The organism is Microbulbifer aestuariivivens (assembly GCF_039545115.1).
GTDB classification, from domain to species: Bacteria; Pseudomonadota; Gammaproteobacteria; order Pseudomonadales; family Cellvibrionaceae; genus Microbulbifer; species Microbulbifer aestuariivivens.
Map to the genome: position 1 here is coordinate 32994 of NZ_BAABRT010000018.1, position 24811 is coordinate 57804.

General features: G+C 57.2%; 19 protein-coding genes and 1 pseudogene. 4 read left to right on the forward strand and 16 right to left on the reverse strand.

Annotation, left to right across the window (positions count from 1 at the left end):
- Nucleotides 1-15: 15 nt before the first annotated feature.
- From ABEA58_RS11105 to ABEA58_RS14410, 6 genes and pseudogenes are all read right to left on the reverse strand, one after another.
- Nucleotides 16-1194 carry an HlyD family type I secretion periplasmic adaptor subunit gene (locus ABEA58_RS11105; protein ID WP_345551515.1) on the reverse strand — a complete coding sequence of 393 codons (1179 nt, stop codon included), beginning with the start codon at nt 1192-1194 and terminating at the stop codon, nt 16-18.
- A gap of 134 nt (nt 1195-1328) precedes the next feature.
- Nucleotides 1329-3542 (reverse strand): type I secretion system permease/ATPase, encoded by a 2214-nt coding sequence (locus ABEA58_RS11110; RefSeq protein WP_345551517.1) that lies wholly within the window; start codon nt 3540-3542, stop codon nt 1329-1331.
- Nucleotides 3539-4987: a TolC family outer membrane protein gene (locus ABEA58_RS11115; RefSeq protein ID WP_345551582.1), complete on the reverse strand. Its 1449-nt coding sequence runs from the start codon at nt 4985-4987 to the stop codon at nt 3539-3541. Before ABEA58_RS11115 ends, ABEA58_RS11110 begins: the two co-directional genes overlap by 4 nt.
- 434 nt (nt 4988-5421) lie before the next feature.
- Complete coding sequence (locus ABEA58_RS11120; RefSeq protein ID WP_345551519.1) at nt 5422-7491, reverse strand: hypothetical protein; 2070 nt, start codon at nt 7489-7491, stop codon at nt 5422-5424.
- Nucleotides 7492-7517: 26 nt separating this feature from the next.
- Nucleotides 7518-7703: a hypothetical protein gene (locus ABEA58_RS11125; RefSeq protein WP_345551521.1), complete on the reverse strand. Its 186-nt coding sequence runs from the start codon at nt 7701-7703 to the stop codon at nt 7518-7520.
- Between the two features lie 136 nt (nt 7704-7839).
- Nucleotides 7840-8157: pseudogene (locus tag ABEA58_RS14410) on the reverse strand (BapA/Bap/LapF family prefix-like domain-containing protein); the annotation flags it as partial.
- A 681-nt stretch (nt 8158-8838) separates the two neighbouring features.
- Between ABEA58_RS14410 and ABEA58_RS11130 the strand changes: the two are divergent.
- Nucleotides 8839-9387: a histidine phosphatase family protein gene (locus tag ABEA58_RS11130; RefSeq protein WP_345551523.1), complete on the forward strand. Its 549-nt coding sequence runs from the start codon at nt 8839-8841 to the stop codon at nt 9385-9387.
- 16 nt (nt 9388-9403) lie between these two features.
- Here the strand turns inward: ABEA58_RS11130 and pepN are convergent, their stop codons facing one another.
- Entirely contained in the window at nt 9404-12055 is a 2652-nt protein-coding gene (gene pepN, locus ABEA58_RS11135) for an aminopeptidase N (protein WP_345551525.1), read from the reverse strand.
- A gap of 722 nt (nt 12056-12777) precedes the next feature.
- Between pepN and ABEA58_RS11140 the strand changes: the two genes are divergently transcribed.
- The 3 genes from ABEA58_RS11140 (at nt 12778) to ABEA58_RS11150 (ending at nt 16470) form a co-directional block, all read left to right on the forward strand.
- On the forward strand, nt 12778-15858 hold the full coding sequence (locus tag ABEA58_RS11140) for an intermembrane phospholipid transport protein YdbH family protein (protein ID WP_345551527.1): 3081 nt from the start codon (nt 12778-12780) through the stop codon (nt 15856-15858).
- A gap of 78 nt (nt 15859-15936) precedes the next feature.
- The gene (locus ABEA58_RS11145; RefSeq protein ID WP_345551529.1) at nt 15937-16131 is read left to right on the forward strand and encodes a YnbE family lipoprotein; all 195 of its coding nucleotides are present in this window, start codon (nt 15937-15939) and stop codon (nt 16129-16131) included.
- Between the two features lie 9 nt (nt 16132-16140).
- Nucleotides 16141-16470, forward strand: a complete 330-nt coding sequence (locus ABEA58_RS11150) for a YdbL family probable chaperone protein (protein WP_345551530.1) — start codon at nt 16141-16143, stop codon at nt 16468-16470.
- 380 nt (nt 16471-16850) lie between these two features.
- Here ABEA58_RS11150 and rpoS read toward each other — a convergent pair whose 3' ends face one another.
- From rpoS to eno, 9 genes are all read right to left on the reverse strand, one after another.
- Complete coding sequence (rpoS, locus tag ABEA58_RS11155; protein ID WP_345551532.1) at nt 16851-17909, reverse strand: RNA polymerase sigma factor RpoS; 1059 nt, start codon at nt 17907-17909, stop codon at nt 16851-16853.
- Nucleotides 17910-18198: 289 nt separating this feature from the next.
- Nucleotides 18199-19053, reverse strand: coding sequence for a peptidoglycan DD-metalloendopeptidase family protein (locus ABEA58_RS11160; RefSeq protein WP_345551534.1), 855 nt, complete (start codon nt 19051-19053; stop codon nt 18199-18201).
- Nucleotides 19054-19187: 134 nt separating this feature from the next.
- Nucleotides 19188-20129, reverse strand: coding sequence for a DUF368 domain-containing protein (locus ABEA58_RS11165; protein WP_345551536.1), 942 nt, complete (start codon nt 20127-20129; stop codon nt 19188-19190).
- Complete coding sequence (locus tag ABEA58_RS11170) at nt 20126-20797, reverse strand: protein-L-isoaspartate(D-aspartate) O-methyltransferase (RefSeq protein WP_345551538.1); 672 nt, start codon at nt 20795-20797, stop codon at nt 20126-20128. The genes ABEA58_RS11165 and ABEA58_RS11170 overlap by 4 nt, the downstream gene beginning before the upstream one ends.
- 74 nt (nt 20798-20871) lie before the next feature.
- Nucleotides 20872-21855 (reverse strand): tRNA pseudouridine(13) synthase TruD, encoded by a 984-nt coding sequence (gene truD, locus ABEA58_RS11175; RefSeq protein WP_345551540.1) that lies wholly within the window; start codon nt 21853-21855, stop codon nt 20872-20874.
- Nucleotides 21852-22349: a 2-C-methyl-D-erythritol 2,4-cyclodiphosphate synthase gene (gene ispF, locus ABEA58_RS11180; protein WP_345551542.1), complete on the reverse strand. Its 498-nt coding sequence runs from the start codon at nt 22347-22349 to the stop codon at nt 21852-21854. Before ispF ends, truD begins: the two co-directional genes overlap by 4 nt.
- Nucleotides 22349-23068, reverse strand: coding sequence for a 2-C-methyl-D-erythritol 4-phosphate cytidylyltransferase (gene ispD / locus ABEA58_RS11185; RefSeq protein WP_345551544.1), 720 nt, complete (start codon nt 23066-23068; stop codon nt 22349-22351). Before ispD ends, ispF begins: the two co-directional genes overlap by 1 nt.
- Nucleotides 23065-23355, reverse strand: a complete 291-nt coding sequence (locus ABEA58_RS11190; RefSeq protein ID WP_345551546.1) for a septum formation initiator family protein — start codon at nt 23353-23355, stop codon at nt 23065-23067. Before ABEA58_RS11190 ends, ispD begins: the two co-directional genes overlap by 4 nt.
- Nucleotides 23356-23450: 95 nt before the next feature.
- Nucleotides 23451-24737 (reverse strand): phosphopyruvate hydratase, encoded by a 1287-nt coding sequence (eno, locus tag ABEA58_RS11195; RefSeq protein ID WP_345551548.1) that lies wholly within the window; start codon nt 24735-24737, stop codon nt 23451-23453.
- Between the last annotated feature and the right edge of the window lie 74 nt (nt 24738-24811).

Sequence of the window (24811 nt, forward strand, 5' to 3'; positions counted from 1 at the left end):
AGCGCGCAAAAAGGATCAGCGCTCGCGCAGCGCCTCCCTGGCGCTGTTGATAGGCTTCAGCAGATAGTCAAACACCGTTTTGGAGCCGGTCTTAACATCTACCGTCGCCACCATGCCGGGTACGATGGGAAAACGCTCCCCGGCTTCATTCACCAGCGCATCGGAGTCTGTGAGGATAAATACCCGATAGTAGAATTGGTCGGGATTGGATTCGTCCTGAATGGTATCCGGCGAGATCATTTTAACCCGCCCTTCAAGGCCCCCATAGACGGAATAGTCATAGGCGGTGATCTTCACCTTGGCGGCCTGGTCCGGGTGAATAAAGGCGATATCCCGCGGAGAGATGCGCGCTTCGATCAGCAGCCGGTCATCCAGGGGCACTATTTCCATCAGCCTGCCGTTGGGCGGCAACACCCCACCGATGGTGGTAACTTCAATATCTTTGACAATACCGCGCACAGGGGATCGCAGCGTCAATCTCGACAGGGAATCCGCGCGCCCCTCAATCACCGAGGACAATGCCTCCACCTCGGCGCTGACCGCAGCCAGCTCTTCCCTTGCCCTTACCATGTACTCAGATCGCCGCTCATTGATCTGTAATTCCAGCTCAGTCTGCTGCCGCTTCAAGCGCAGCAACTCCACATTACTGGCCGCGCCGGAACTCACCAGTGATCGGATGATGGCCAATTCTTTTTTCACCAGATCAAGGGATTCCGTCAATCCCTTGAGAGACTCATCCAGTTGATGGCGGCGCGTTTTATAGAGCTTGCGCTCTTTCGCCAACAGCTCATCGAACCCACGCAGAGCGTCCGGGAATGAAAGCTCGCTGCCATTCACTTCCGCGGACAGACGCGCGGCACTGGCGAGGGCTGCCCGGTAGCGGGCCGAACTCTCCTCCACATTGGAGCGGACCTTTGTCGGGTCCAACTGCGCCAGTATCTGCCCCTGCTCGACAATATCCCCTTCCGACACCTTGAGTTCGGCAAGAATACCCCCCTCCAGGGACTGAACCATCTGCGCACGAGTAGTGGGCACCACCTTGCCGCTACCGGAAGAAACCTCATCCACCCGCGCAAAGTAAGACCAGAGGATCAATACCGTGATAAGCAGGCAAAAAAACCAAACCACCCGGGTCGAGCGCACCAGTGTCGATTCATCCCCTCCCTCTTCCAGAGCGGTAGCGGCACTATACAAGCCTGTATCTGCCAGTGATGCCCGGGCCGGGCCACTCCTGTGCCGTGAGCAGGATTTGGCATGTTTTCTTTTACGCTTGATGGTGAAACCAAGGCGTTTGCGCGGGCAGGATTTCGAATGTTTTACTCTGCGTCTCATGGCGACACCTGCGCGTGCTTTCCTGCCGCTGACTGGTCCGGCGGCGGTTTCCCGGCCTGTGACAGTCTTGCCAGTATTTCTTCCTTGCCGCCGTCCATCACAACACGGCCGGCATCGACCACCACTATCCTGTCAACCAACTGCAACATGCTGGTGCGATGGGTCGCCAGCACCAGTGTCCGGTCACCAATCCATTCGGCAAGGCTGGCGATCATCCGCCGCTCCGTTGTCTCATCCAATGACGCCGAAGGCTCGTCCAGTAACAGCACCTGAGGCTGGCGCAACAACAACCTGGACAGCAGCAATGATTGGCGCTGTCCTCCCGACAAGCCCTTGCCTCCCTCCAGAACCACATGATCAAGCCCCATGGGTAGCCGGCGGACAAAGTCCTGAGCACCACTCATTTGCAGCGCCCAGAGAATATCGTCGTCGGTCGCCAGCGGCGCACCCAGGGTAAGATTTTCACGTAAAGTGCCGTGAAAGAGACTGGCATTCTGGCTCAACAAGCCGATGTCCCGGCGCAGGTCACCCGGGTCCAGATGATCGATGGCAACCCCATCGATGGTTGCCAGACCAGCGGAGTTTTCCAGCAGGCCCGCCATCGCCTGCAGCAGAGTGGATTTACCGGCGCCATTGCGGCCCAGCACAGCCACCTTTTCCCCGGGGTGAATGACCAGCCCGGCAATCAGCAGGGCCGGTTCGGGCGCATTGGCATCATAGCGAAAAGCGGCCTGAGAAAAATCGTATTCACCGTGAATAGCCGCCTTGTGAACGCGCTTGGTGCCCTCGGCATGTTCGACCGGCAACTGCATAATCTGGTCGAGCCCCTTGAGGGCCACCCGCGCCTGCTGCCAGCGACTCAGTATCTGAGTGACCTGCGCAATCGGAGACATCATGCGGGATCCAAGAATGGATGCGGCAACCAGAGCACCGGTGGTCAGATCGCCTGTCATCACCATAGGCGCGCCGATAAGGACAATCACCGCAAACACCGATGATTGAACATTGTGGGTCCATGTCATCAGTTTGCTGACCAGATAACGCAGCTCCAGGTGGGAATCTGCCGTTACAGCATTGTAGTGATTCCACTGCTGCTGAAAACGCTGCTCAGCCTGGAGAACCTTGATGTCTTCCATGCCCTGCACTGACTCCACCAGCATGGCATTGCGCAGTGAGGACTCACGCATGGACTCCGCGGAAAGCCGCGCAAGCTTGCCCTGTGCCAGTAAGCCGGGAATCAACAGCAACAGCAACGCCGCCAGAGGCACCCATACCAGGGGGCCGGCGATCACCCAGAGAACGCCGAGGAAGAGAAAGAAAAACGGCATATCGGCAATGGCCAATATCGTCGTCGATGTCACCATTTCCCGGACCCGCTCCAGCTCACGGATTTGGGCAATAAATGTTCCGGTGGATTTTGGCCGCGCCGAGGTGCGCAGTCGAACCGCATGGCCGTAGACCAGATCGGAAACACGAATATCGGCGCGCTTACCAAGCAGGTCTGTTATCCGCGTGCGCATCAGCCGCATAATGAAGTCGAACAACAGCGCCAGCATGACGCCACTAAACAGCACATACAGCGTCGCCATGGATTCCGCTGGGATCACCCGGTCGTAGACCTGCTTGGAAAACAGGATGCCGGTGAGCGCGAGCGTATTGGCCACGGTGGTGGCCAGCATGACGTGGGCATAAGGCTTCAGATCGCGCAGGATAATGGCGCGAAACCAGTGCTTTTTGTCCGGCTTGATGTAATCGTCGACTCTGACATCGCTGACGCTTTTACGCGGCCTCAGTATCACCAGAAGGCGCACCTGATCGCGCAACTGCTGCAGACTTACCCGGGTTGCCAAACCCTGATCACCGCTGAAGATCACACTGGCGGACCCGTACCCGTCCACCGTCTCAATCACACCCACCTGTCCATCAATAGTCTGGATAACCAGGGGCAGGCGCCAGGCAGTTATCCTGGCGCTGTCAAATTTTGCGGTTTTGGCTGTCAGACCCGCCTGCCGGGCCATCTGCACCAGTAAACTGCGCGAAGACTTTTCCTGCGGCGAAGCACTGGCAACACGGATATTTTCTTCCGAGTAATCCAGCCGGTAATGCCGCGCTACCGTCAGGACTGCCTCCAGCCATGCAGAGAAATCTTCAGTCGGTTTCTCTATTACTTTACCTGCCGAACCCACACCCTCGCTGTCCAACTGGCTCATGGCAATATCTCCACTCCCTGCACCTGTTGCCCTTCAATGCCGAACGCACTGCGCATGGCTCCCACATTAAAGAGACAGTCCAGCCTCAACCTCTGCAGATTGAAGAGTGTTTCATGAAGATCCTGGCGAGCCCGGTACACTTCCTGTTCCGAGTTGAGTAAATCTAATAGCGTGCGGGTGCCAAGGGATGAGTATTGCTTGCGATAGAGGTCGCGGGTCTCCTGAATAGAGCGAACACTCGCCTCGAGCAGATCCAGACTTCTAGCAAGCCCTCGCTCTTGCTCCTGTGTCGAACGATAATCACGCTTTGCCACCTCAATCGCGGTGTCCATGGCATAGTCCGCCGCCTGTAAAGCGAAAGTATTGGATTCTTTGCTGGCTGAAATGCGCCCACCTTGATAAATGGGCATAGAGAGATTGAGAAATACCGCTGCTTCGTTCTCATCTATCACGGCGACGTCTACATATCTGGGATCCAGATAGCGGTTGTAACTGGCCTCCAGAGAGAGGGTCGGCCATGCATTTGCCCTGGACTCCTTTAGGCGGGCCATGGCTTCCTCCCGGGAGGCATCGGCAATCAGGACTCGTGGTGAGGCCGCAATTTCTGCAACAGGTTTTTCACAGGCGGATTCCAGTGATGAGGGGCTGTCCATCGATAAGACCAGCTGTTGCTCAGTCCCGGTAAGACTCTGCAGCTCTGCCCTCCAACGCTGTAAGCGAGCCTCCGTCTGCTGAAACTCGGCACTTGCCGCCTGAATCCTCGAGGTCGCCTGGAGAAAGTCAGAGCGAGAGCTGGCGCCACTATCGCTGCGCATTTTCACCAGCGAAGCAATAGACTGGACACCGTCAATTCGTTCTTGCGCAATAAGCAACAATGCCTGATAACGCTGTACCTCAATCGCGGCACTTGCCGTCTGCCGGGCGATTTCATCGACACTGAGTAGTACATTGGCCAGCGAACGGGTGGCTTCGGCATTGGCTAAATCAACGCCGCTGGAAATTTTGCCAAAATCGTAAATCACCTGTGATGCAGACAGTTGAAAAGCGTGGCCATCGCCATCCCCCTCGACCTGGCTGTCATGGCCAGCCAGCACGCCAGCACTGAGTTGCGGAAAGTACCCAGAGCGGGCAATGCGGATGTTCTGCTGGCTCTGAAAAAGTTCATTGACCGATTCTGAAATCCGCGGATGCCAACTTACAGCCTGTTGCACAGACTCTGTCATCGTCAGAGTTGGCGCTGCATACTTTGATTGATAAACCCCTGTGGTCTGCTGCGCTCCCCTCCCGGCTGGCTCACCGGAATATTGCCCGGCAATCAGCAATGTAGTGGCCTCCCAGACGGGATTACCCTCCCGGACATCTTCAGCCTGGGGCTGAACAGGAGCTAAGAGCATCCAGCACTGACACATAAAAATCAGTGTGACCTTCCATTGCCGCTCGCGCATATACACAATTGTTACTCGCGAAGAATGACTGCGATGCCGGTTTAGCGTGAAAACTCTCGGCATCGTCCATTAGATTTTTTCCAGCACTCAGTCTAGACAAAAAAACCGGGCTCTGAGGCCCGGTTCATTCTGGAGTTCAATACTCAAGCAGATGTTGAAATCTTTCAGATGATTAATGGCCAGTGGTTGAGAAATCGCCCTCTTGCATTAGGTGCCAAGATCAACAGTTTCGGCACAAGAATCGTCACAGCTGGAAAAGCGTTAACAACTTATCCAAGCATCGCACCGGCATGTCACCGGCATAATCAGAGGCATAGTCAAAGGCACAGCAAAGAACACTAGGTTATGGAGCTGTTAGGCCAGTAAAGACTATCAGCAGGGCCTTCTCCAGAGAGAAGGCCCGCACAGATTTTCTCTACCCTACTGGCCCTCTATCAGACCGGGTCCAGACCAGACTGCTGCCATGGGTCCTGAATTTCTTGCTCAGCCTGAATACTATGGTACTCGTCTGGAGCAACCGCTGAACCTTGTGCCGGCGAATTAAGCATCGACAGAGTAAAGTGTCCGGCAGGTTCATCGTCTTCAGATTCTGGTAGTGGAACCATGCCACTATTCGCCTCCAGAATCTCAGCCAGCTCAACCGGGGCGTCGCTTTCTGGATTTTCACTGTCAACGTCCGGGTCTTGATCACTCACTCCCGCCGTTTCCAGCCCGGAAAGGTTTACCAGGTCACCACCCTGTGTCTTGATGAGATTCACGATCTGGAGCCCGGTTGTACTGCCCGGCTCATCTGATTTCGGGCAGCAGCACCCGGCATCACCTGGCTCTACCGGCGAGTCATCTCCAACTGGATCACTCACGATCTCGTAAAGGCTCTCCAGATCAACCTCGATTACCCCAGCCCCATCGATATCTCCTTTGCAATTGGTCGGCCAGCCTTTGGTTGATGTCAGCTCACAGTCATCGTCATAAAACTTCTTACCGGCCTTAGCGATGTAGTCGCTGCAGTTAACTGGCACAACCTCACATCCAAAAGTTTCCTCAATGCTGTCGATCAGCGTACCTGGAAACTTGCCATCAGTGATTTCAGCGTCATTGAATTCGACCTTGATCACCCGGCCATCCTTTAACTGGAAGGCCGCATAGCTGATCTCCGTCGGCAGATCGCAATCGGCATCCGCATCCGCATCCGCATCCGCGTCGGCGTCTGCATCGGCGTCTGCATCGGCGTCTGCATCGGCGTCACAGTCAGAATCTGCATCGGCGTCCGCATCGGCATCGGCATCGGCATCGGCGTCGGCATCGGCGTCGGCATCGGCGTCGGCATCGGCATCCGCGTCAGCATCGGCGTCACAGTCAGAATCTGCATCCGCGTCCGCGTCCGCGTCCGCATCGGCGTCAGCATCGGCATCCGCGTCAGCATCGGCGTCCGCGTCGGCATCCGCGTCGGCGTCTGCATCGGCATCGGCATCGGCATCGGCATCGGCATCGGCGTCTGCATCTGCGTCGGCGTCGGCGTCGGCGTCGGCGTCGGCATCGGCGTCGGCGTCGGCATCAGCGTCGGCATCGGCATCAGCGTCGGCATCGGCATCGGCATCGGCGTCAGTGTCGGCGTCTGCATCGGCATCTGCGTCGGCATCGGCGTCTGCATCGGCATCTGCGTCGGCATCTGCGTCGGCATCTGCGTCGGCATCTGCGTCGGCGTCTGCATCGGCGTCCGCATCGGCGTCCGCATCGGCATCCGCATCGGCGTCCGCATCGGCATCGGCATCCGCATCGGCGTCGGCGTCGGCGTCGGCATCCGCGTCCGCATCAGCGTCCGCATCGGCATCCGCGTCGGCGTCCGCATCGGCATCCGCGTCGGCGTCCGCATCGGCATCCGCGTCGGCGTCGGCGTCGGCGTCGGCGTCGGCGTCGGCGTCGGCGTCGGCGTCTGCATCGGCGTCGGTATCGGCATCCGCGTCGGCGTCGGCGTCGGCGTCGGCATCTGCGTCTGCATCAGCGTCGGCGTCCGCATCGGCGTCGGTATCGGCGTCGGCGTCGGCATCGGCATCGGCATCGGCATCGGCATCGGCATCCGCGTCGGCGTCGGCGTCGGCGTCGGCGTCGGCATCAGCGTCGGCATCGGCGTCGGCGTCGGCGTCTGCATCGGCGTCCGCATCGGCGTCGGTATCGGCGTCGGCGTCGGCGTCGGCGTCGGCATCGGCATCGGCATCGGCATCGGCATCGGCATCAGCGTCGGCGTCGGCGTCCGCATCGGCGTCTGCATCCGCATCGGCGTCTGCATCGGCGTCTGCATCGGCATCCGCGTCGGCATCGGCATCTGTGTCGGCATCGGCATCGGCGTCGGCGTCCGTATCAGCGTCTGCATCCGCATCGGCATCGGTGTCGGCATCCGCATCTGCGTCCGCATCCGCATCCGCATCGGTATCTTCGAAATCAGTGAAGAAGAAGTCGAAAGGCTGGGGGCCTAAGGGCGTGTGGCCATCCTCAGGATCATCCAAGCCCTGGGTGCTGATAAAGGAAGTATCTAAAAAGTTCGTATCGGCGCCTGTGCCACCACCTGTGCCACCACCTGTGCCACCGCCTGTGCCACCGCCTGTGCCACCGCCTGTGCCACCACCTGTGCCACCACCTGTGCCACCACCTGTGCCGCCACCTGTGCTTCCGCCTGAAGTGCTGGCTGTAGATGCACCGGCACTACCACTAGCACCACTTCTAGCGCCACCGTCGGCATCATCTCTGTCGTAGCTATCAATAGCGGGAGACATGACTCCTAAGCCAATCAGAGGCGGGAGCCAAGCGGGGATTGTTTTTGCTGTAGCAGCCACTGGAACGCCCTTCGCTAGGGCTTCGGGTACTGCATCAACTGTGCTGATCAGGAAGTTCGGCTCACCGCCGGTATATTCTCCCCGCAAGAAGTCACCCTTTGCGCCCTGAAAAAGCAGTTCGCTCTGGGTTCCCAGGTCATCGACTTCGAAGAAGTTGTGTAGGGTTATGCGCTCGCCGTTTTCGAGCACAATGACGAGATCTAGCCCCTCGCGCAAATACCTGGCTATGTCCTCTGGTCCGAATGGAAGGACCACTGCACTTGGGGAGGAAAGACTGATGGACTGCAGCGGAGTTGCTAATGCTTCTCCACTGCGCTTGACGATCACTGTCGCGCTCATGCTACCACCTGCTACTACTTACGCGAGTCCCTGTGCACCTGCAACTTAATGACGCATTGGCGCGAAGAGGGGGAAGCTTGTTCATCTGTTTGAAATGCCGGGAATCCTTTTCCTGATGAGGCGAATCCGAACCTCAAAAAAATGCACTTTTTTCTTTATGGACGATACCCAACAAACTTGCAAGAAGGCGAATTACGCCAGCTATACTGGCTTGCCAGGAATACCCTGTAGCACTTGTTCTATTGACCCTTTCACGCTGGAGCAAAGCCTCAAGATCAAGAACCATCATAATCGGCTTGGAAGAAGGTGTTCTTTGAGATCAAGGTCGCCCACCAATCCTCTTCGGAAATAACTTCATTTCTGATATTTCCGATTTTTGATCACACTGGAAAAAGAGAACCGGAAAACGAAACGCGCGAGCGACTACTGAAAGGATAGAATGCGGTATAAATACCCAGACACCAGCGCGGAAGAAAACCCCGCCGAAGATAGAAGTGGTAGAGTTCTCCTCCTATCTAGCGCAGTAACCCGCTTCCCCAATATGGTAACCACTGCAGTGTTACCCTTGGTTCAGGAAGTAGGGCACACCGAGGCAGCCGGGGTCGGCACAATCAAGCAGTCTGGGTTTGGTTACTGGGTCCATTAGCAGGGTCTGCAGGGTTAACAGGAGCAGCAAGAATAATGCCGCGCATTTTTTTGATTCGTCATGGAGAGGCACGGAAAGGCCCCCACATCATTGATCCAGCGCTGACGCCACTCGGTAAGCAGCAATCCCAGCTGTTGGCGGACAATTTAGCCGCAGAGGTGCCGGTTTCGCTTATCAGCAGCCCCATGCTGCGAGCACGACAGACGGCGGAACCACTGGCTGAAACCTGGCAGCGGGGAGTTACTATCGAGACAGCCGTGACCGAGATCCCCTCCCCATTGAACCAGTCTCTGGATCAACGCGGCCCATGGATTCGCAGCCTGCTGAATAAGGAATGGACGCAACTCGAGCCACACCAGCGGGAATGGCGCGCCGGAATTATGGCATTCCTGCATAGCCTGCAGGATGACGCCGCCATCTTCTGCCACTTCATGGTGATCAACTCCGTGGTAGCGCAAATCCGTGGTGATTCCCGTATTAAGCAGTTCCGACCCGATTACACGTCCATGACCGAGCTGGCGCTGGATGACAGGGGGCTGCGGCTGGTGCAATTGGGCCGCAGCCGGGACAGTGACATCCGCTGACCCGGCCGCCGCAGCGTTAGTCCGTTTTGAGACTTTTGCTCACCACCTCATACAGATCCGCAGACAACTGCCCCGACGCCATCACCGACTGCAGGGCCGCGTGCATGGCCTCCCTCGGGCCTGTGCGATATTTTTTCCAGCGGGTAAGGGGGGTGACCAGCCGCGCGGCGATCTGCGGGTTCAACTTGTCCAGCGCAATCACCTGCGCTGCGAGGAAGTGAAAACCGCTGCCATCCGGCTGATGGAACTGGGTGAAGTTGCGGTTGGCAAATGTACCGAGCACCGCACGCACCCGATTGGGGTTGGTCAGCTCAAAGGCCGGATGGAGCATCAGGGCTCGCACAGCGCCTAAGGTACCCCGCTGGGGACTGCTACTCTGCAACCCGAGCCACAGATCCACTACCTGGTCATCCTCTTTCCAGCGTTCATAGAAACTTTGCAATGCCGCTTCGGCACACTGGTCGTCAGCACGGTTCACAAGAGCGGCCAGCGCTGCGGAGCTGTCCGTCATATTGGTAGCCGCCACGAACTGGGCCTCCGCGAGCGCCAGAGCATCCTTCCGCTCCGTCACGCACAGGTAGGCCAGAGCGGTATTTTTCAGTCTCCGTTCGGCAATATCGTCGGCAACTGGGCGGTATGGCTTGTCATGATTTAAGCGCCGGTAGGTCGCCAGTAACTCGTCATAGAGTGCTTCAGCGAGAGTGTGCTCGGCGAACTTGCGCGCGGCAATAATCGCCTCTGCATCAATTGTCTCCGCCTCTTCGGCCAGTGTCTGCGCGCTGGGCAGCGTCAGCATTTCCGCAACGAGCGCGGGGTCAAGCCCCTCCTGCTGCAGAACGCTGCGATAGGCCTCCACAAGCTCGGAGGATAATTGCAGCGCAATCCCTGCGCGGAAGTCCCGCTGTAATTGCGCCATGGCGCCAAATGCCAGGCGCTGGCTGGCATCCCAGCGATTAAAGGCGTCGCGGTCGGCACGCATCAACAAACGCAACTGCGCTGGTGTGTAGTCGTAGCGGACTTTCACTGGCGCGGAAAAACCGCGCAGTAATGACGGCAGTGGCTGCTCGGCAATATTCTCGAAGGTGAAGCTCTGCTCGGCCTCTGTTATCTCCAGAACTCTCTCGTTGATTTCTCCCTCGCTGCTGCCTTCTGCAACCAATGGCAGGGCACTGCCGTCCGCCCCAAGAAGTCCCATTTTCAGTGGGATGTGGAATGGCTGTTTCTCGGGCTGGCCCGGTGTTGGCGGGCAGGATTGGCGCACCGTGAGGACATAGCGCTGCTGCTTCGCATCATAGTCATCGCTAATCTCCAGTATCGGGGTACCCGCCTGGCTGTACCAGCGCCGGAACTGTTGCAGCTCCACCCCATTGGCATCCTCCATGGCAGCAATAAAGTCTTCACAGGTCGCCGCACTGCCATCATGGCGGTCAAAATAGAGGTCGCTGCCCCGTCGGAAGCCCTCTGGGCCCAACAGGGTATGGATCATGCGCACGACCTCGGCACCTTTTTCATACACCGTCAGGGTGTAGAAGTTGGAAATTTCCATGTAGGAATCCGGTCGCACCGGGTGTGACATGGGGCCGGCATCTTCGGCGAATTGCGCCGTGCGCAGCATGGACACATCCTCGATGCGTTTTACCGCGCGGGAATTCATATCCGCGGAGAATTCCGCGTCGCGAAATACGGTAAAGCCTTCTTTCAGGCTCAACTGGAACCAGTCTCGGCAGGTCACCCGGTTGCCGGACCAGTTGTGGAAATATTCGTGGGCGACGATGGACTCGATACGCTGGAATGCTGCGTCAGTGGCCGTTTCCGGGCTGGCCAGGACACAGGCGGAGTTGAAGATATTGAGCCCCTTGTTTTCCATGGCGCCCATGTTGAAGTGATCGACGGCGACGATCATAAAGATATCCAGGTCGTATTCCCGCCCGTACACCTCCTCATCCCAGCGCATGGCGGCCTTGAGCGATGCCATGGCGTGAGCGCATTTGTGGATATTCTTGGGCTCGGTAAATATCTGCAGTACCACCTCGCGGCCACTCATGGTGGTAAAGCGGTCCTCCACTTTTTCCAGGCGCCCAGCCACCAGCGCGAACAGGTATGCCGGCTTGGCAAAAGGATCTTCCCAGGTGACGAAATGACGGTCACCGTCGATCTCGCCACGCTCGACCTCGTTGCCGTTAGAAAGCAGTATGGGATAGTCCCGGGGTGCGATGATCGTCGCGGTGAACTTCGACAGCACATCCGGTCTGTCCGGGTAATAGGTGATTTTGCGGAACCCCTCCGCCTCACACTGAGTGCAGTACATGCCGTTGGAGAGATAGAGTCCCTCGAGAGAGGTGTTGCCTTCAGGATCGATGCGGTTGCAGATCTCCAGCGTGAACTCAGCGCGATCAACCGGGATACTGAGTCCCTCGTCGTGGCATGTAAAATCCGCCGCCGCTAGTGGCGCTCCGTCCATGGCCACGGATAACAGCTCCAGGTTGACCCCATCCAGCTTTAATGGCGGCAACCCTTCCCCAGCGGCGGGATTGCGGCGCACTTTCAGGCGGGACTGCACCAGGGTGGCGTTGGGCTCCAGTTCGAAACGCAGTCGTGTACTGTCCACCAGATAATCTGGCTGGCGGTAGTCTTTCAAATAGACCGTGCCGGGCTGGGCATCTCTCATGATTCTGAACTCGCTTTCGACAATGAATTCCCCCGGCCTCAAACTGGCGGGGTGATTACTATAAAGATCTAATGGGCGCTGCCAAGGGCTGTCATGATGGCCCGCTGCCGGGAGTCCCGGCCCTGAGTGACCCATCGGCGGCTAACCTCGGGTAGGCCATAGACCGGTAAGCCATAGACGGGTAAGCCATGGCTGAAGGGCAGCGCAGAGCCTTATCAGCAACAGTTTACGTGCTGTCACTATGGGAAGGACTCACCCTGGGCGGATATAACCGCCATCGGTATCACCTTCCCACACCGGTGACTGTCACTCCAGCGGAATCCTATCCCGAGTGAAAGCGCCCCGTTTAGTGGAACGGATACGGGTACGGGTACGGGTACTGATACGAGAGCGGACCCCAATCTCCATAGCCGCGGTCAGGCAATGGCAGGAGAGGGCAGATAAGTCCTCCCGACACGATCGCAGACACAGGTTCCGGCGCAGAATCTTACATTGAGAAGGTCTGCGCAGACAGCATCTGATATATCCCCATATATCCACACAGGCTATCGGCCATGCCATCCATTAAGGTTTCGGCCATAGGCAGTTACACTGAAATCTAAGCCTGAAGCTGACAGCTGAATTCCGCCGCACCTCAGCATGAATGGGTACGAGGCTCTATAGATGCTTCAGTTTCTACTTTTACACATCCATACAATCTGCCAATCTGCCCGGAGAACCCTGTGCCAAAATCCTCGCGAGCCGCTATTGCCTCAGTACTAGTGATACTGGCGGTTGTCTGGGGAGTATGGCGTGATCGCGACGCGGTGGCGATGGCACTGCTGAATATGGTTCAGGGTGCTGTAACCGTGGAGGAACTCAGAGGGTTGAATCTCAACCGCAGGGGCCTGCATCTGGAACAGCTTCGCTTGTCCGATAAAAGTGGCAACACTGCTAACGGCATCATTGCAGATCTCCACCAACTGCAGCTGGCACATCCGTTGGGATTTTGGAGGACAATCAACAATAGCACCCTGTCAGTCCAACAGGCGCAGATCACTTTCCGCAAGCATGGCTTGGCCGGCCAATCACCCAGTAGTGCAAAGGCTGAACATGAGTCCTCAGCTCTACTGGAGCAACAGCAAAGCGCCAGCACCACTGAAGGAGTCCAAAACGGAGCGGCCACAAAGGCCCTGCTCCTGAGCAACCTGATCCAGTCCGTGAAGAGACTGCCGAACCGCTTCGAAATCCGTCAGCTGCGATGGCAAGGTGTCACCCAGGACTGGCCAGCTGGCGAGGCGGGATTTTTGCTGCAACGTGAGCCGGACTCAACCTCATTCATTGCGCGATACCAGACACAAAACGTGCTGGCTGATGCCACCTTGACGCCCGCTAATGAGAAACTGCAGCTGCGAACCAAACTCAACATTGGCGGGGCTCCCGCCTCCATGGTTATTGCCGTTTCAGCAGAAATGCAAGCAGACCAACGCTGGCTGGCTGCGCTGTCCATCCTCTCCAGACTGCAATGGCTGCAGAGCGACGAGTTACCCCTGCCAATAGCGCACGCCAAGGGAGAGTTGCTATTGAAGGCCAGCGGGCTGCTGCCAGACAACCTTTATGCACTTACCGACTATAAAAACCTGTGGCTCGAGGTCTCCGGCAGAGAAGCGCAGGTTACCCTCCACAGCGCACTCCTGCCGCTGACGGTGCAACTGCAGACGCCGACTCCGCTCTCGGCTCAAATCAGTTCACTGTACCCACTCAAGCTACAGCAGCTTTCTGGAGAGGCGGCGATCGATGCGGAAATGAACAGTAGTAATGGCGCTCCGCTGTCTGGCAACAATACCCTTTACCCAAAAATCCTCAGCACGAATATAAAGACTCAAAGCTCCGCCGGGGAGCAGCGCCTAATTGGCGAAGGCAAGGTTCACCTCGCACCACTGCTCGGACTGTTGGCTAAAACCACAATAGCAAAATTTCTTGAGCCCTTTGACATCGAGCAGGTCGACGGCACTCTGCTGTTTGCTTATGAGGCGCACTTACCCTCAATGGCAAAAACTCATTTTCTGGCTTCTGATACGCCCCCCCTCATCGAAGAAAGTTTTCTGAGTCTAAGAGCGGGCAGTGAAATTTCCGCAAAAATCATTCCCGCGCCGAGGTTCTCTGGAATAAAGAAAATCGGCTGGGAGAAAATTTTCACCAGGATAAAATTGAATCACCCCATCAACCTATCCAGTAAAAGATGGCCCGGAGAATTGGTGCTGTCAGCATCTGAGATTGAGGGAACAGTGCAACAAGACCCGGAAAAAGAAGACGCCGGCATCGGCTTTCTTATAAGGGATGCCTCCTGCGTTCTTTCGAGGACAACCACCTGCTCCACTGCAGTCTCCGCCAAGTCGGAAAAGCTGCCTCTCGCTCAAACCGGAGTAACGCTGGAAGATATCAATGTCTCATCTCAATTGCAGGTCAGCTACAGCAGACTGGAAAGTGACATAGAGTTTGGAGAATTTTTGCTGAAGGCTGGAACAGTGAGCGGGAGCAGTCTTCAGGGAGCCGGACTTTCCATTACCTCACCCTCCCTTGTCTGCCATGGTGGACCTGACCGCAGCCTCTGTAACGGCTCGGTAACAACTCACCTTGAAAGCATCGCATTCAGAGGCCACGATAGCGCGCCCAAGCTTCATATCAGCGGCACTCTATCCATGCCGGTAAGTGCCATGGTATTCGAGCGTCAAGCCGGGCGATTGACACTCAATGCGCCCTATCAGCTTACCCATGGCGTGCTCAAATGGGGAAATAACGGGGAGGCCAGGTTTACCGGTAGCGGAGACCTTTCGCTGGTAGACAATCTGCTGCGGGGAGAGGGTAAAGCCTCAATTGGGAATATTCCGTTTAACGGAAACTGGATGCACAATTTTGATACTTCTGTCGGTACAGCGGAGCTGCAATTGGAGGGGTCATCTTTCAGCCAGTCGCAGTCTCTCCGTCAATCCGTAAGAGGAGCGCCAGTGGATATTGTTGCGGGCAGCCTATCTGCAGAGGCCCGCTTTTCCTGGCCAGCAGAAAAGAAAGATCGAATCCAGTTATCCCTGCATAACATTGTCGCAGTGTATGAAGAAAGTTTCGCCACCGGTATTAACACCGCCATCAAACTGTCCCACTCAGGGGAGTTCTGGCGAACCGAGAAACCCCAGCCAGTTTCCATATCTTCCATGGATGTGGGCATGGGTATTACCGATATCCATTTTGATCTGGCAGTAAGTGGGGAACGGGATATTGTTTTATCCCACTTGTCGGCAAAAATGCTGGGTGGCGAAGTCACCTCCAACTCCCTCCGCTGGAACCTCGACGGCACACCCCGTCAGAGCATGGTTTCCTTCAGTGGTCTGTCGTTAAAGGCATTGGAAAACACAATGAAAAGCGACAACTTCGCGGCATCAGGAACTTTGGACCTACAGATACCCGTAGTTACAGGGTCCGAGGGCGTTACCGTGGAAAACGGCGAGGTAGAGGCGCGGCCGCCAGGCGGGCGACTGCGCTACTATGGGGCATTTTCTCCGCAGATATTGGCCGGTAACCCACAGCTGAAAATGCTGTCGGGCGCACTGGAAGATTACAGCTTTCGCACGCTGACCGGGACCGTGAATTACCCCCCGATTGGTGACATGCAATTGCAGCTCAAACTGGTGGGTCGCAGTGACTCAGTAGCCGCAGATCGTGACCTTATCATCAACCTCAATCTGGAAAACAATATCCCCTCCATGCTGCAGTCACTGCAAGCGAGCCGTGATCTCGGTGAGGCACTGCAGGAGAAACTTCCGTGACGCTTCACACGCACGAATTCAGTTTGGGTTAAGCTAGAGCCATTACCATCCTATGGCGTTGACACTCCGGAGTGACCAATGACCCACAACAGACTCCTCCTTCCGCTGCTGACGGCCAGCCTATTCACTGCAGCCTGCACACCAACAGTGTCCCTGCAGGCCCCGAGCGAACCCATTACCGTAAACCTCAACGTCAAGATTGAGCATGAGATCCGCGTCAAAGTCGACCGCGATCTGGACAATCTCTTTGATGATAAAGAAGGAATTTTCTAAGGAGGCATCATGATGAAGCTCGGCAAACACCTGTTACTCATTTTAGGTCTGGCTATTTCCCTGCCGGCACTGGCAATCACACTGGATAATGCGCGCTCTCAGGGTCTGGTGGGCGAAGCCAACAGCGGCTACATCGCTATCGTGGATCAGCCATCAGCAGAGCTCGAAAAACTGGTCAATGAGGTCAACAGCAAGCGTAAACAGGAGTATGCCGCCATTGCCAAGCGCAATGGAATTGATATTGCCCAGGTGGCTGCGCGCGCTGCGGAAAAGTTGGAAACAAGAGTTAAACCGGGAGAATTTTACCAGGACGACCTGGGGCGGTGGATTCGGAAGTAAGTCAGTCCGCAGTGTAGATTTCTAACCACCCTGCCGGCCAGACTCCAAGGAACAAGCGCTGTATCGAGGATTTCCAGTCACTAGCCCCGGCAACTCAAAAGCGGTCACGCCGAGCAGGCAAAGAAGAGCCAGGAGAGCGTGTGTGCAGGAGATGAGGAATACGAGGGAAATTAAAGAAAATTACTGAAAAATGGTGTGACTGTAGAAAGAGTTAATCACCAGGCAGCGTACCAGTACCGCAATACAGAAGATAAAGCGCCAGCAAGCAAAAGCCGCGATATCTAAGATATCGCGGCTTTTTTACAGGTTAGCGTTTGTGACCACTAGAACCTGTCGCTGTACAGGTAATATCGAACCTGTACGAAGTTTGGCGAATGCTGCTAAAGATTGGCGAACAGTGAATGTCCATCCAGCCCCTGTTTCTCCATCACTTCGCGCAGCCGTTTCAGCGCGTCGACCTGTATCTGTCTCACACGTTCTCGCGTCAGACCGATTTCCCGACCCACCTCTTCCAGAGTACTGGCCTCGTAGCCTCGCAGTCCAAAGCGTCGCGACACCACCTCGCACTGCTTGTCGGGCAATTCGCCCAACCAGCGATTGATACTTTCAAACAAATCGGTGTCCTGAAGCAGCTCGGCGGGATCGGACTCCTGTTGATCAGGGATAGTGTCTACCAGTGTCTTCTCAGAGGAAGGGCCGATGGGCGTGTCCACCGACGTTACACGCTCGTTCAGCCCGAGCATGCGCTCCACATCTTCCACCGGTTTTTCCAGCAACGTGGCGATCTCTTCCGCGGAGGGCTCGTGATCCAGCTTCTGCGCCAGCTCACGGGATGCCCGCAGGTACACATTCAATTCTTTGACGACATGAATGGGCAGCCGGATGGTGCGGGTCTGGTTCATGATGGCCCGCTCAATGGTCTGGCGAATCCACCAGGTGGCGTAGGTGGAAAACCGGAAGCCGCGTTCCGGGTCAAATTTCTCAACCGCGCGGATCAGACCCAGGTTGCCCTCTTCGATAAGGTCCAGCAGCGCCAGACCGCGACTTACGTAACGCCGCGCGATCTTGACCACCAGCCGGAGGTTGCTTTCTATCATGCGTTTTCGCGCAGCCGCATCCCCTCGCAGGGCCTTGCGGGCGTAGTAAACCTCCTCCTCAGCCGTGAGGAGTGGTGAAAATCCTATTTCGTTCAGATAAAGTTGCGTGGCATCGAGATTTTTCTGCAGGTAGTTTTCGCTGTCTGACCTGCGCGCTCGCGTTTTCAGGGGGGTAGGTTCGGAACTTTTTTTTGCGGCGGTCTTCCGGGTGCGACCGCTGGGTTTAGCCTCTTTCTGTAAGCTTGTTGATTTCTTTCCGCTAGTACTGGCCTCGTTAGCTGCCAACTCTGGAGGAAGGTCTGTCTGTCCAGCGCTGTGCTGTTCGCGACGATGTGCTTCCATTTCCCCAACTCCTTGTAAATTTGCCATTCTCAGTCGCGCTGAAAGCAAGTCGCGGGGCGGCTTTCTGTCAGAGCGACAGTCGCCAGTTTCGACGACCGACAAGAACGGCGGAGGGAGCACAAACTGCCAGAGCAATTTGTTACAGGGAGGTAATATCTAGTCAGGCGAATTCACGACTGACTGAAGGCTTCAACCCTGCTCTGCCGACCTTAGGAAGGTCACGATTCCGGTGACTACCTCAAGTGGTACAAAATAAAAGTCCATTTTTATTTACAGGGCCTTTAGCGCCTCACGGATTGCGCGGCAGATAGGAAAGCGGGTCGACTGGCTGACCGTTGCGACGAATTTCGAAGTGGAGCTTGTTGCGGTCTGTACCACTTGAACCCAGTTCCGCGATCCTCTGCCCCGCCTTCACTTCGCTGCCCTCTTGCACAAGTAGCTTGTGGTTGTGGGCGTACGCACTGAGGTACTCCTCATTGTGCTTTACGATCAGCAGCTTCCCGTATCCTCTCAGCGCACTCCCCGCGTAGATCACGGTGCCATTGGCTGCTGCCAGTACAGAGTCCCCCTTTTGCCCTGCGATATCAACACCCTTGCGCAGCGGGTCCTTGGCCCGGAAGGTACTGATCAGGGGACCGCGCACCGGCCAACGCCAGACAATTTTTGAGTGGGGAGCCGATAACACCGTCTTACGGGCAGCCTTCGCCGGTAAAGATTTTTGCACTTGCCTCGGTGTTTTTTGTGCCACCGACTCTGGAGCGGGCGCGGTTTTTCGCAGGGGGGTGATAGCTGGAGAGGGGCTGGTGACCAGCCCCTGTCCGCTCAGGCGCAGACGCTGACCGGGGAAAATACTGTAGGGAGCCGCAATACCATTAATGGCTGCCAGGTCGCGGAAATCCTGGCCATACCTCCAGGCAATGGAATACAGCGTCTCTCCACTGCTGACCGTGTGATGCTTGATCCTCTGGCTTGGCGGTTGCTCGAGCGCTTGCGTTGGCGCCATGTAATTGGCGCAGGAAACCAAAAAAAGGCCAATAAAGCCTGTGGTTAATATTTTTAACACCGTGAGGCGGTAGTGACCGGGAAAGAGAGCAAAGCCCCGCCAAGAGGCAGCACTATTACGTTCACTGGGGCGACAATTCATTATTCTCTTTTTACATCAGGGGGTCATATTTATGGAAAAAGTATCTAAAAAAAATCGTTTAACGACGCCCCCTGAACGGCTGTAAACAGCCTGTATCCGATTTTGCACAGCCAAATGTGGGGGAACAAGGGCTTTTAACGCCCCTCACTGGCGCCGCCCTGCCGGTGTCCATAGAAATCAACCGCTAAAACGATCAGGGCAGCAACAGCGGCTGCTATCAGCGCGGCCAGCAGATAATTGCTCTCCCCGCTTACCTCGGCATAAGTCCAGGGCGAGGTATTCGACAGCAGAGGGGGCAAATGTTCCCCGGCCACCGGTTCACTCGCCAGCTTCCACGGCCAGATGATATTCAGGCTTCCCAGAAGAATGCCGCCAAGAAAAGCCAGCGTCCGGGCCAGATAGTGGTGCATCAACCATGACAGCAAGCGGCTGAATAACATAAGCCCCGTTAGCGCGCCGGCGGCAAAGTACAGCAACTTCATTACCTGCAACTCATGCACGGCCGCCAACACATGGGGATAAATACCAATCATCAGCAGGATAAAGGAGCCGGAAATCCCGGGCAGGATCATTGCACAGATCGCCACCGCGCCGGATAGAAACAGAATCAAGGGGGTTGCCGGAATCTGCGCTGGCCGCAACTCACTGACGCCGATGGCCACGAGCACACCCAGAAGCAAATAGAAGAAGGCACCGGTATTCCAGCGCGGCACCCGACGGAGAACGGGAATCACCGAGGCCAGCACCAGGCCAAAAAAGAAACCCCACAAGGTGACGGGATAAGTATCGAGCAGATAGCCGATCAGGCGCGCCAGACTCACAATGCTGATCAGGATGCCGGCAAACAGGGCCAGCAGGAAACTGCCATTGATATATTGCCAGGCAACCAAAGGGCCATGGCGGCGCAATACGGTGATGGCATGAGGCCCAACACGACTGATGGAATCCAGCAGCTCCTGGTAGATCCCGGTAATAAAGGCAATAGTGCCACCGGAAACCCCGGGCACCACGTCAGCCGCCCCCATCGCCATGCCCCTGGCAGCCACGCCCCAGAGGCGATTGCCGCGTAAACTCATCGGACGACACCTCCAAGCAGGGGGACAAAACGCACAGGCTCGAGGCGCTCCACATCGAACAGCTCGCTGTCGCCACGGCGGGTGATAATAGTCAGGAATTGTTCCTCATTGCCCACCGGCATGACGAGCACACCGTCAGGACCCAGCTGCTCCTTGAGTTCGGCGGGAACAGAAGCGGGAGAGGCCGCAGCCAGAATGGCATCGTAGGGGCCCTTCTCTGGCCAGCCGAAACCTCCGCTGCTGAGACTGGTTTCGACATTGTGCAGCCCTAGCTCACGCAATCGCTGCCGCGCCTTTTCCAGCAATGGCCCAATCCGCTCCACGGAATAGAGCTTGTCTACCAGCCGCGCCAGAATGGCCGCCTGATAACCGGAGCCAGTGCCCACTTCCAGCACGCGATGCAGGGACTTCGCCCTGCTCAGTAATAATTCCGTCATCTTGGCAACGATATAGGGCTGGGAGATGGTCTGGCCGTAGCCAATCGGCAGGGAGGTGTCCTCATAGGCGCGGATGGCGAGGGCCTCGTCAAGAAAGAGGTGCCTCGGCGTGGAGGCCATGACATCCAGCACCGCCTCGTTGCTGATTCCCCCTTCCCGCAGTCGCTGAATCAGCCGGTTGCGGGTCCGCTGGGACGTCATCCCCAGCCCCTCACGTTTCAAGCGATCCATATTACCCCTATGCAATGCCGGAGCCGCTTGCGGCTCCTCAATGCCGGCGCAAACGCCGGTTTATTGTTGTGTTTCTATTCTATGTTGGCGCTACTCTCATTGACCAGCACCGAGAGTTCTCGCAACACCGCGGTGGCAAAGGCGCCCGGCGGCAGCGCGAATGACAGCTCCAGATCGTCCTCCAGCCACCGGAATTCGTAACCCTCCGGGCGCAGTGCTAGAGGGCGCCGCTCCTGCTGCAGCCCACAGTGTTCCAGCCAGTCGCAGATTAGCGTCCATTGATCCGTGACCGAAGATTCAAGCTCAGCCAGCTCACCCGTGGCCGGATTTCGCCCCCGCCCCCACAGAGGTCCGCTAGGCTCAGCCTCGGGCTCGCCCGGCATTGCTTGGAGCCAGCAGTGGCGCGTCACCCGCTGCGCCAGCACCTGATTGAAAAGCCAGCTGCGCGCGGCGGACATGGCAAAAGCGCGCTCCGTACGTTTAACCCGCGCGGATTGCCCGGCTATGCGCATAGCCAGATCCAGGTTACCGCCATCGCGGCCAAAACGCTGTTCACCGAAATAATTGGGAACCCCCTGCCCAAGGCGCTCAAGTATCGCTGTGGCACGCTCGCGATCACCGCGAACATTGCGCAGGGTGATTACAAAGCGATTGCCCACATGCTCACCGCGGCGCAGCTTGCGCGGCCCGCGGTAGCTTTTCAGGATCACAAACTCATCGGTATCCAGCCGGCTCCAGTCCGGTGCGCTTTTCTGCCCCAGCCAGACACTGAACCACTGGGTGGTGACCGCATGCCGATCCTTCAGGCCATAAAAACCGATGTCGCTGGGCCGCACCCCCGCCGCTCGGGCGAGCTGCTGGGCCACCCAGTTGGTGTTGGCAGCGCGCTTGCGCACCTGCAGATAAACATGTTCGCCGCCGTCATCTGCAGGGGGCGCCGCTAGCTCCTCGACGACAAAGTCTTCAGGAGTCGCGCGGAAATCCGCCTCGATCGCCGCGCCGCCAAGAGCGCACGGCCAGTTCAGGTTCCATTGCGGGTCGGTGGAGGATGCAGTCACAAATCGCCCTTCGCTTCAGATAGCGCCAGTAGAACCGTTGCCTGTGCGGCGATACCCTCACCGCGCCCGGCAAAGCCGAGGCGCTCGGTGGTGGTGGCCTTGACGCTGGCGGCACTGATATCGACACCGCAGTCTTCGGCGATATTTGCCCGCATAGACTGGATGTATGGAGCCATTTTGGGCGCCTGGGCGATCAGGGTGCAGTCTGCGTTGACCAGTGCGTAGCCCCGCTCTGCCACCAGGGTCATCACATGGCGCAGTAGCCGGCGGCTGTCGGCCCCGGCATAGTTCGGATCATTATCGGGAAAATGGTGGCCAATATCTCCTAGCGCCAGCGCGCCCAGGAGCGCATCGGCCAGCGCGTGCAACAGCACATCCCCGTCCGAGTGCGCTTTCAGTCCTTGATCGCAGGGGATACGCACACCGCCGAGGATCACATGGTCGCCATCGCAAAATGCGTGGACATCAAAGCCCTGCCCTATTCGAAAACTCATCAACGTGCACCTTCTAGCGCCGCAAACCGGAGGCGCAGCAGCGCCTCCGCCAGCGGAATATCTTCGGGGTGTGTCACTTTCAAGTTGTCGCCACGGCCGGCCACCAGCGCCGGACACTGGCCGGCGAACTCGAGCGCACTGGCTTCATCCGTAACCGGATCGCCCCGCTCCAGCGCCTCGCGCAGGGCACTGTGCAGCTGTGCCAGAGGCGCCCTTTGCGGTGTCTGCGCGAGCCAGATGCGGGCGCGCTCCAGGGTCTTTTCCACCCGGGCCGGGGTATCCCCGGACTTCTGCGCCAGCTTGACGGTATCGCTGGCCGGACGCGCCAAAAGCGCGCAGGCTGCCTCTGCCGCCAACAGCGACTCAATATCTTCAATCGCGACACACGGACGCGCGGCATCATGCACCAGCACCTGGGTATCTGCAGAAACTTTTTCAGCGAGGAAATTCAGAGCCTGTAGTACCGAATCAGCCCGCTCTGCACCACCGTGAACAGGGTGCACCCGGGCATCCCGGGATTCCGGCAGGTGGGGGAAATCCGCATCATCCGCAGAGATCGCCACCACCACCCCGGCCAAACCGGGCCAGGTGAGAATATTGCGCAGGGTCACAGATAGCAGGGGGCGGCCAAGGAGTGGCAGATACTGTTTGGGGCGGCCGGCCCCCATGCGCCGGCCAACACCCGCTGCGGGAACGATGACCCAGTAACCGGAGATCACTCGTTGCTGTCCTTTTCCGGTTGCATAAAAATGAACAGGGTTTCGCCTTCTTTGACCATGCCGAGGTCGTAGCGGGCTTTCGCCTCGACACCATCGGTGCCTTCCTTGAGGCTGCGCACTTCCCTTAACAGCTGCCGGTTGGCCCGGCGCAGTACGGCATTCTTTTCCTGCTGCTCAGCCAGTTCACGTTTGAGCCGCGAGACCTCCGCGAGGCTGCCTTCCCCTACCCACAGACGGTACTGAAAGGTCACAAGCAGGATGGTCAGTATTGCCAGCAGCCATTTCATTGGCACTATCCGGTTGGTGCGCGACTGATAAACAGCGAAGGGGTAGATACCGGCCATTCAGGAAAATATGCCGGTATCCACCCCAGACTACGCGCTTACTTGAATTCGGCGCGGCCGCGATAGGGAGCGGCACCGTTCAGTTCCGCCTCGATACGCAGCAGGCGGTTGTACTTGGCCACACGGTCGGAGCGGCACAGGGAACCAGTCTTGATCTGGCCGGCGGCAGTCGCCACAGCCAGATCGGCAATGGTGGTGTCTTCAGTTTCACCAGAACGGTGGGAAATCACCGCGGTGTAGCCGGCATCCTTGGCCATCTTGATCGCATCCAGGGTTTCGGAGAGTGAGCCGATCTGGTTGAACTTGATCAGGATGGAATTGGCCACGCCCTTCTCGATACCTTCCTTGAGAATCTTGGTGTTGGTTACGAAGAGATCGTCGCCAACCAGCTGAACCTTGCTGCCGATTTTGTCGGTAAGAATCTTCCAGCCATCCCAGTCGCTCTCGTCCATGCCATCTTCGATGGAGAGGATCGGATAGTTCGCGGCCAGCTCGGCCAGGTAGGAAGCAAAACCTTCACTGTCGAACGCTTTGCCTTCGCCGGCAAGGTCGTACTTGCCATCTTTGTAGAATTCGGAGGAGGCACAGTCCAGAGCCAAAGTAATGTCTTCACCCAGCTTGTAACCGGCACTTTCAACCGCTTCGGCGATAACCTGCAGAGCTGCCTCATTGGAAGGCAGGTTGGGGGCGAATCCGCCCTCATCACCGACTGCTGTGTTCAGTCCCTGGGAGGAGAGCACTTTTTTCAGGGAGTGAAAGATCTCCGCACCCTGACGCAGCGCCTCGGAGAAACTCGTGGCCTTGACCGGCTGAATCATAAACTCCTGAATATCCACATTGTTGTCGGCGTGCTCACCGCCATTGAGGATATTCATCATCGGTACCGGCATGGTGTACTGGCCGGGAGTGCCGTTTACCTCAGCGATATGCTGGTAAAGCGGAATATTCTTCGCCGCAGCAGCCGCTTTCGCCGCCGCCAGTGATACCGCCAGAATGGCATTGGCACCAAGCTTGGATTTGTTCTCGGTGCCATCGGCATCAATCATGGCCTGGTCGAGGGCGCGCTGGTCCGTCGCATCCATGCCTTTGAGCAGGTCGGCGATGGTGGTATTGATATTTTCAACCGCCTTCAACACACCCTTGCCCAGATAGCGGCTCTTGTCGCCGTCGCGAAGTTCCAGCGCTTCACGGGAACCTGTGGAAGCACCGGAGGGCGCACAGGCGGAGCCAACCGCACCGCACTCCAGAATTACATCGGCTTCTACCGTTGGATTTCCGCGGGAATCCAGTACTTCGTAGGCTTTTACGGCAACAATCTTGCTCATTAACGGGGCTCCATGTTGATACTTTTTGTAAGTGGGCAAATCAAAAAATTATTCTCGGAAACAATGCGCAATTG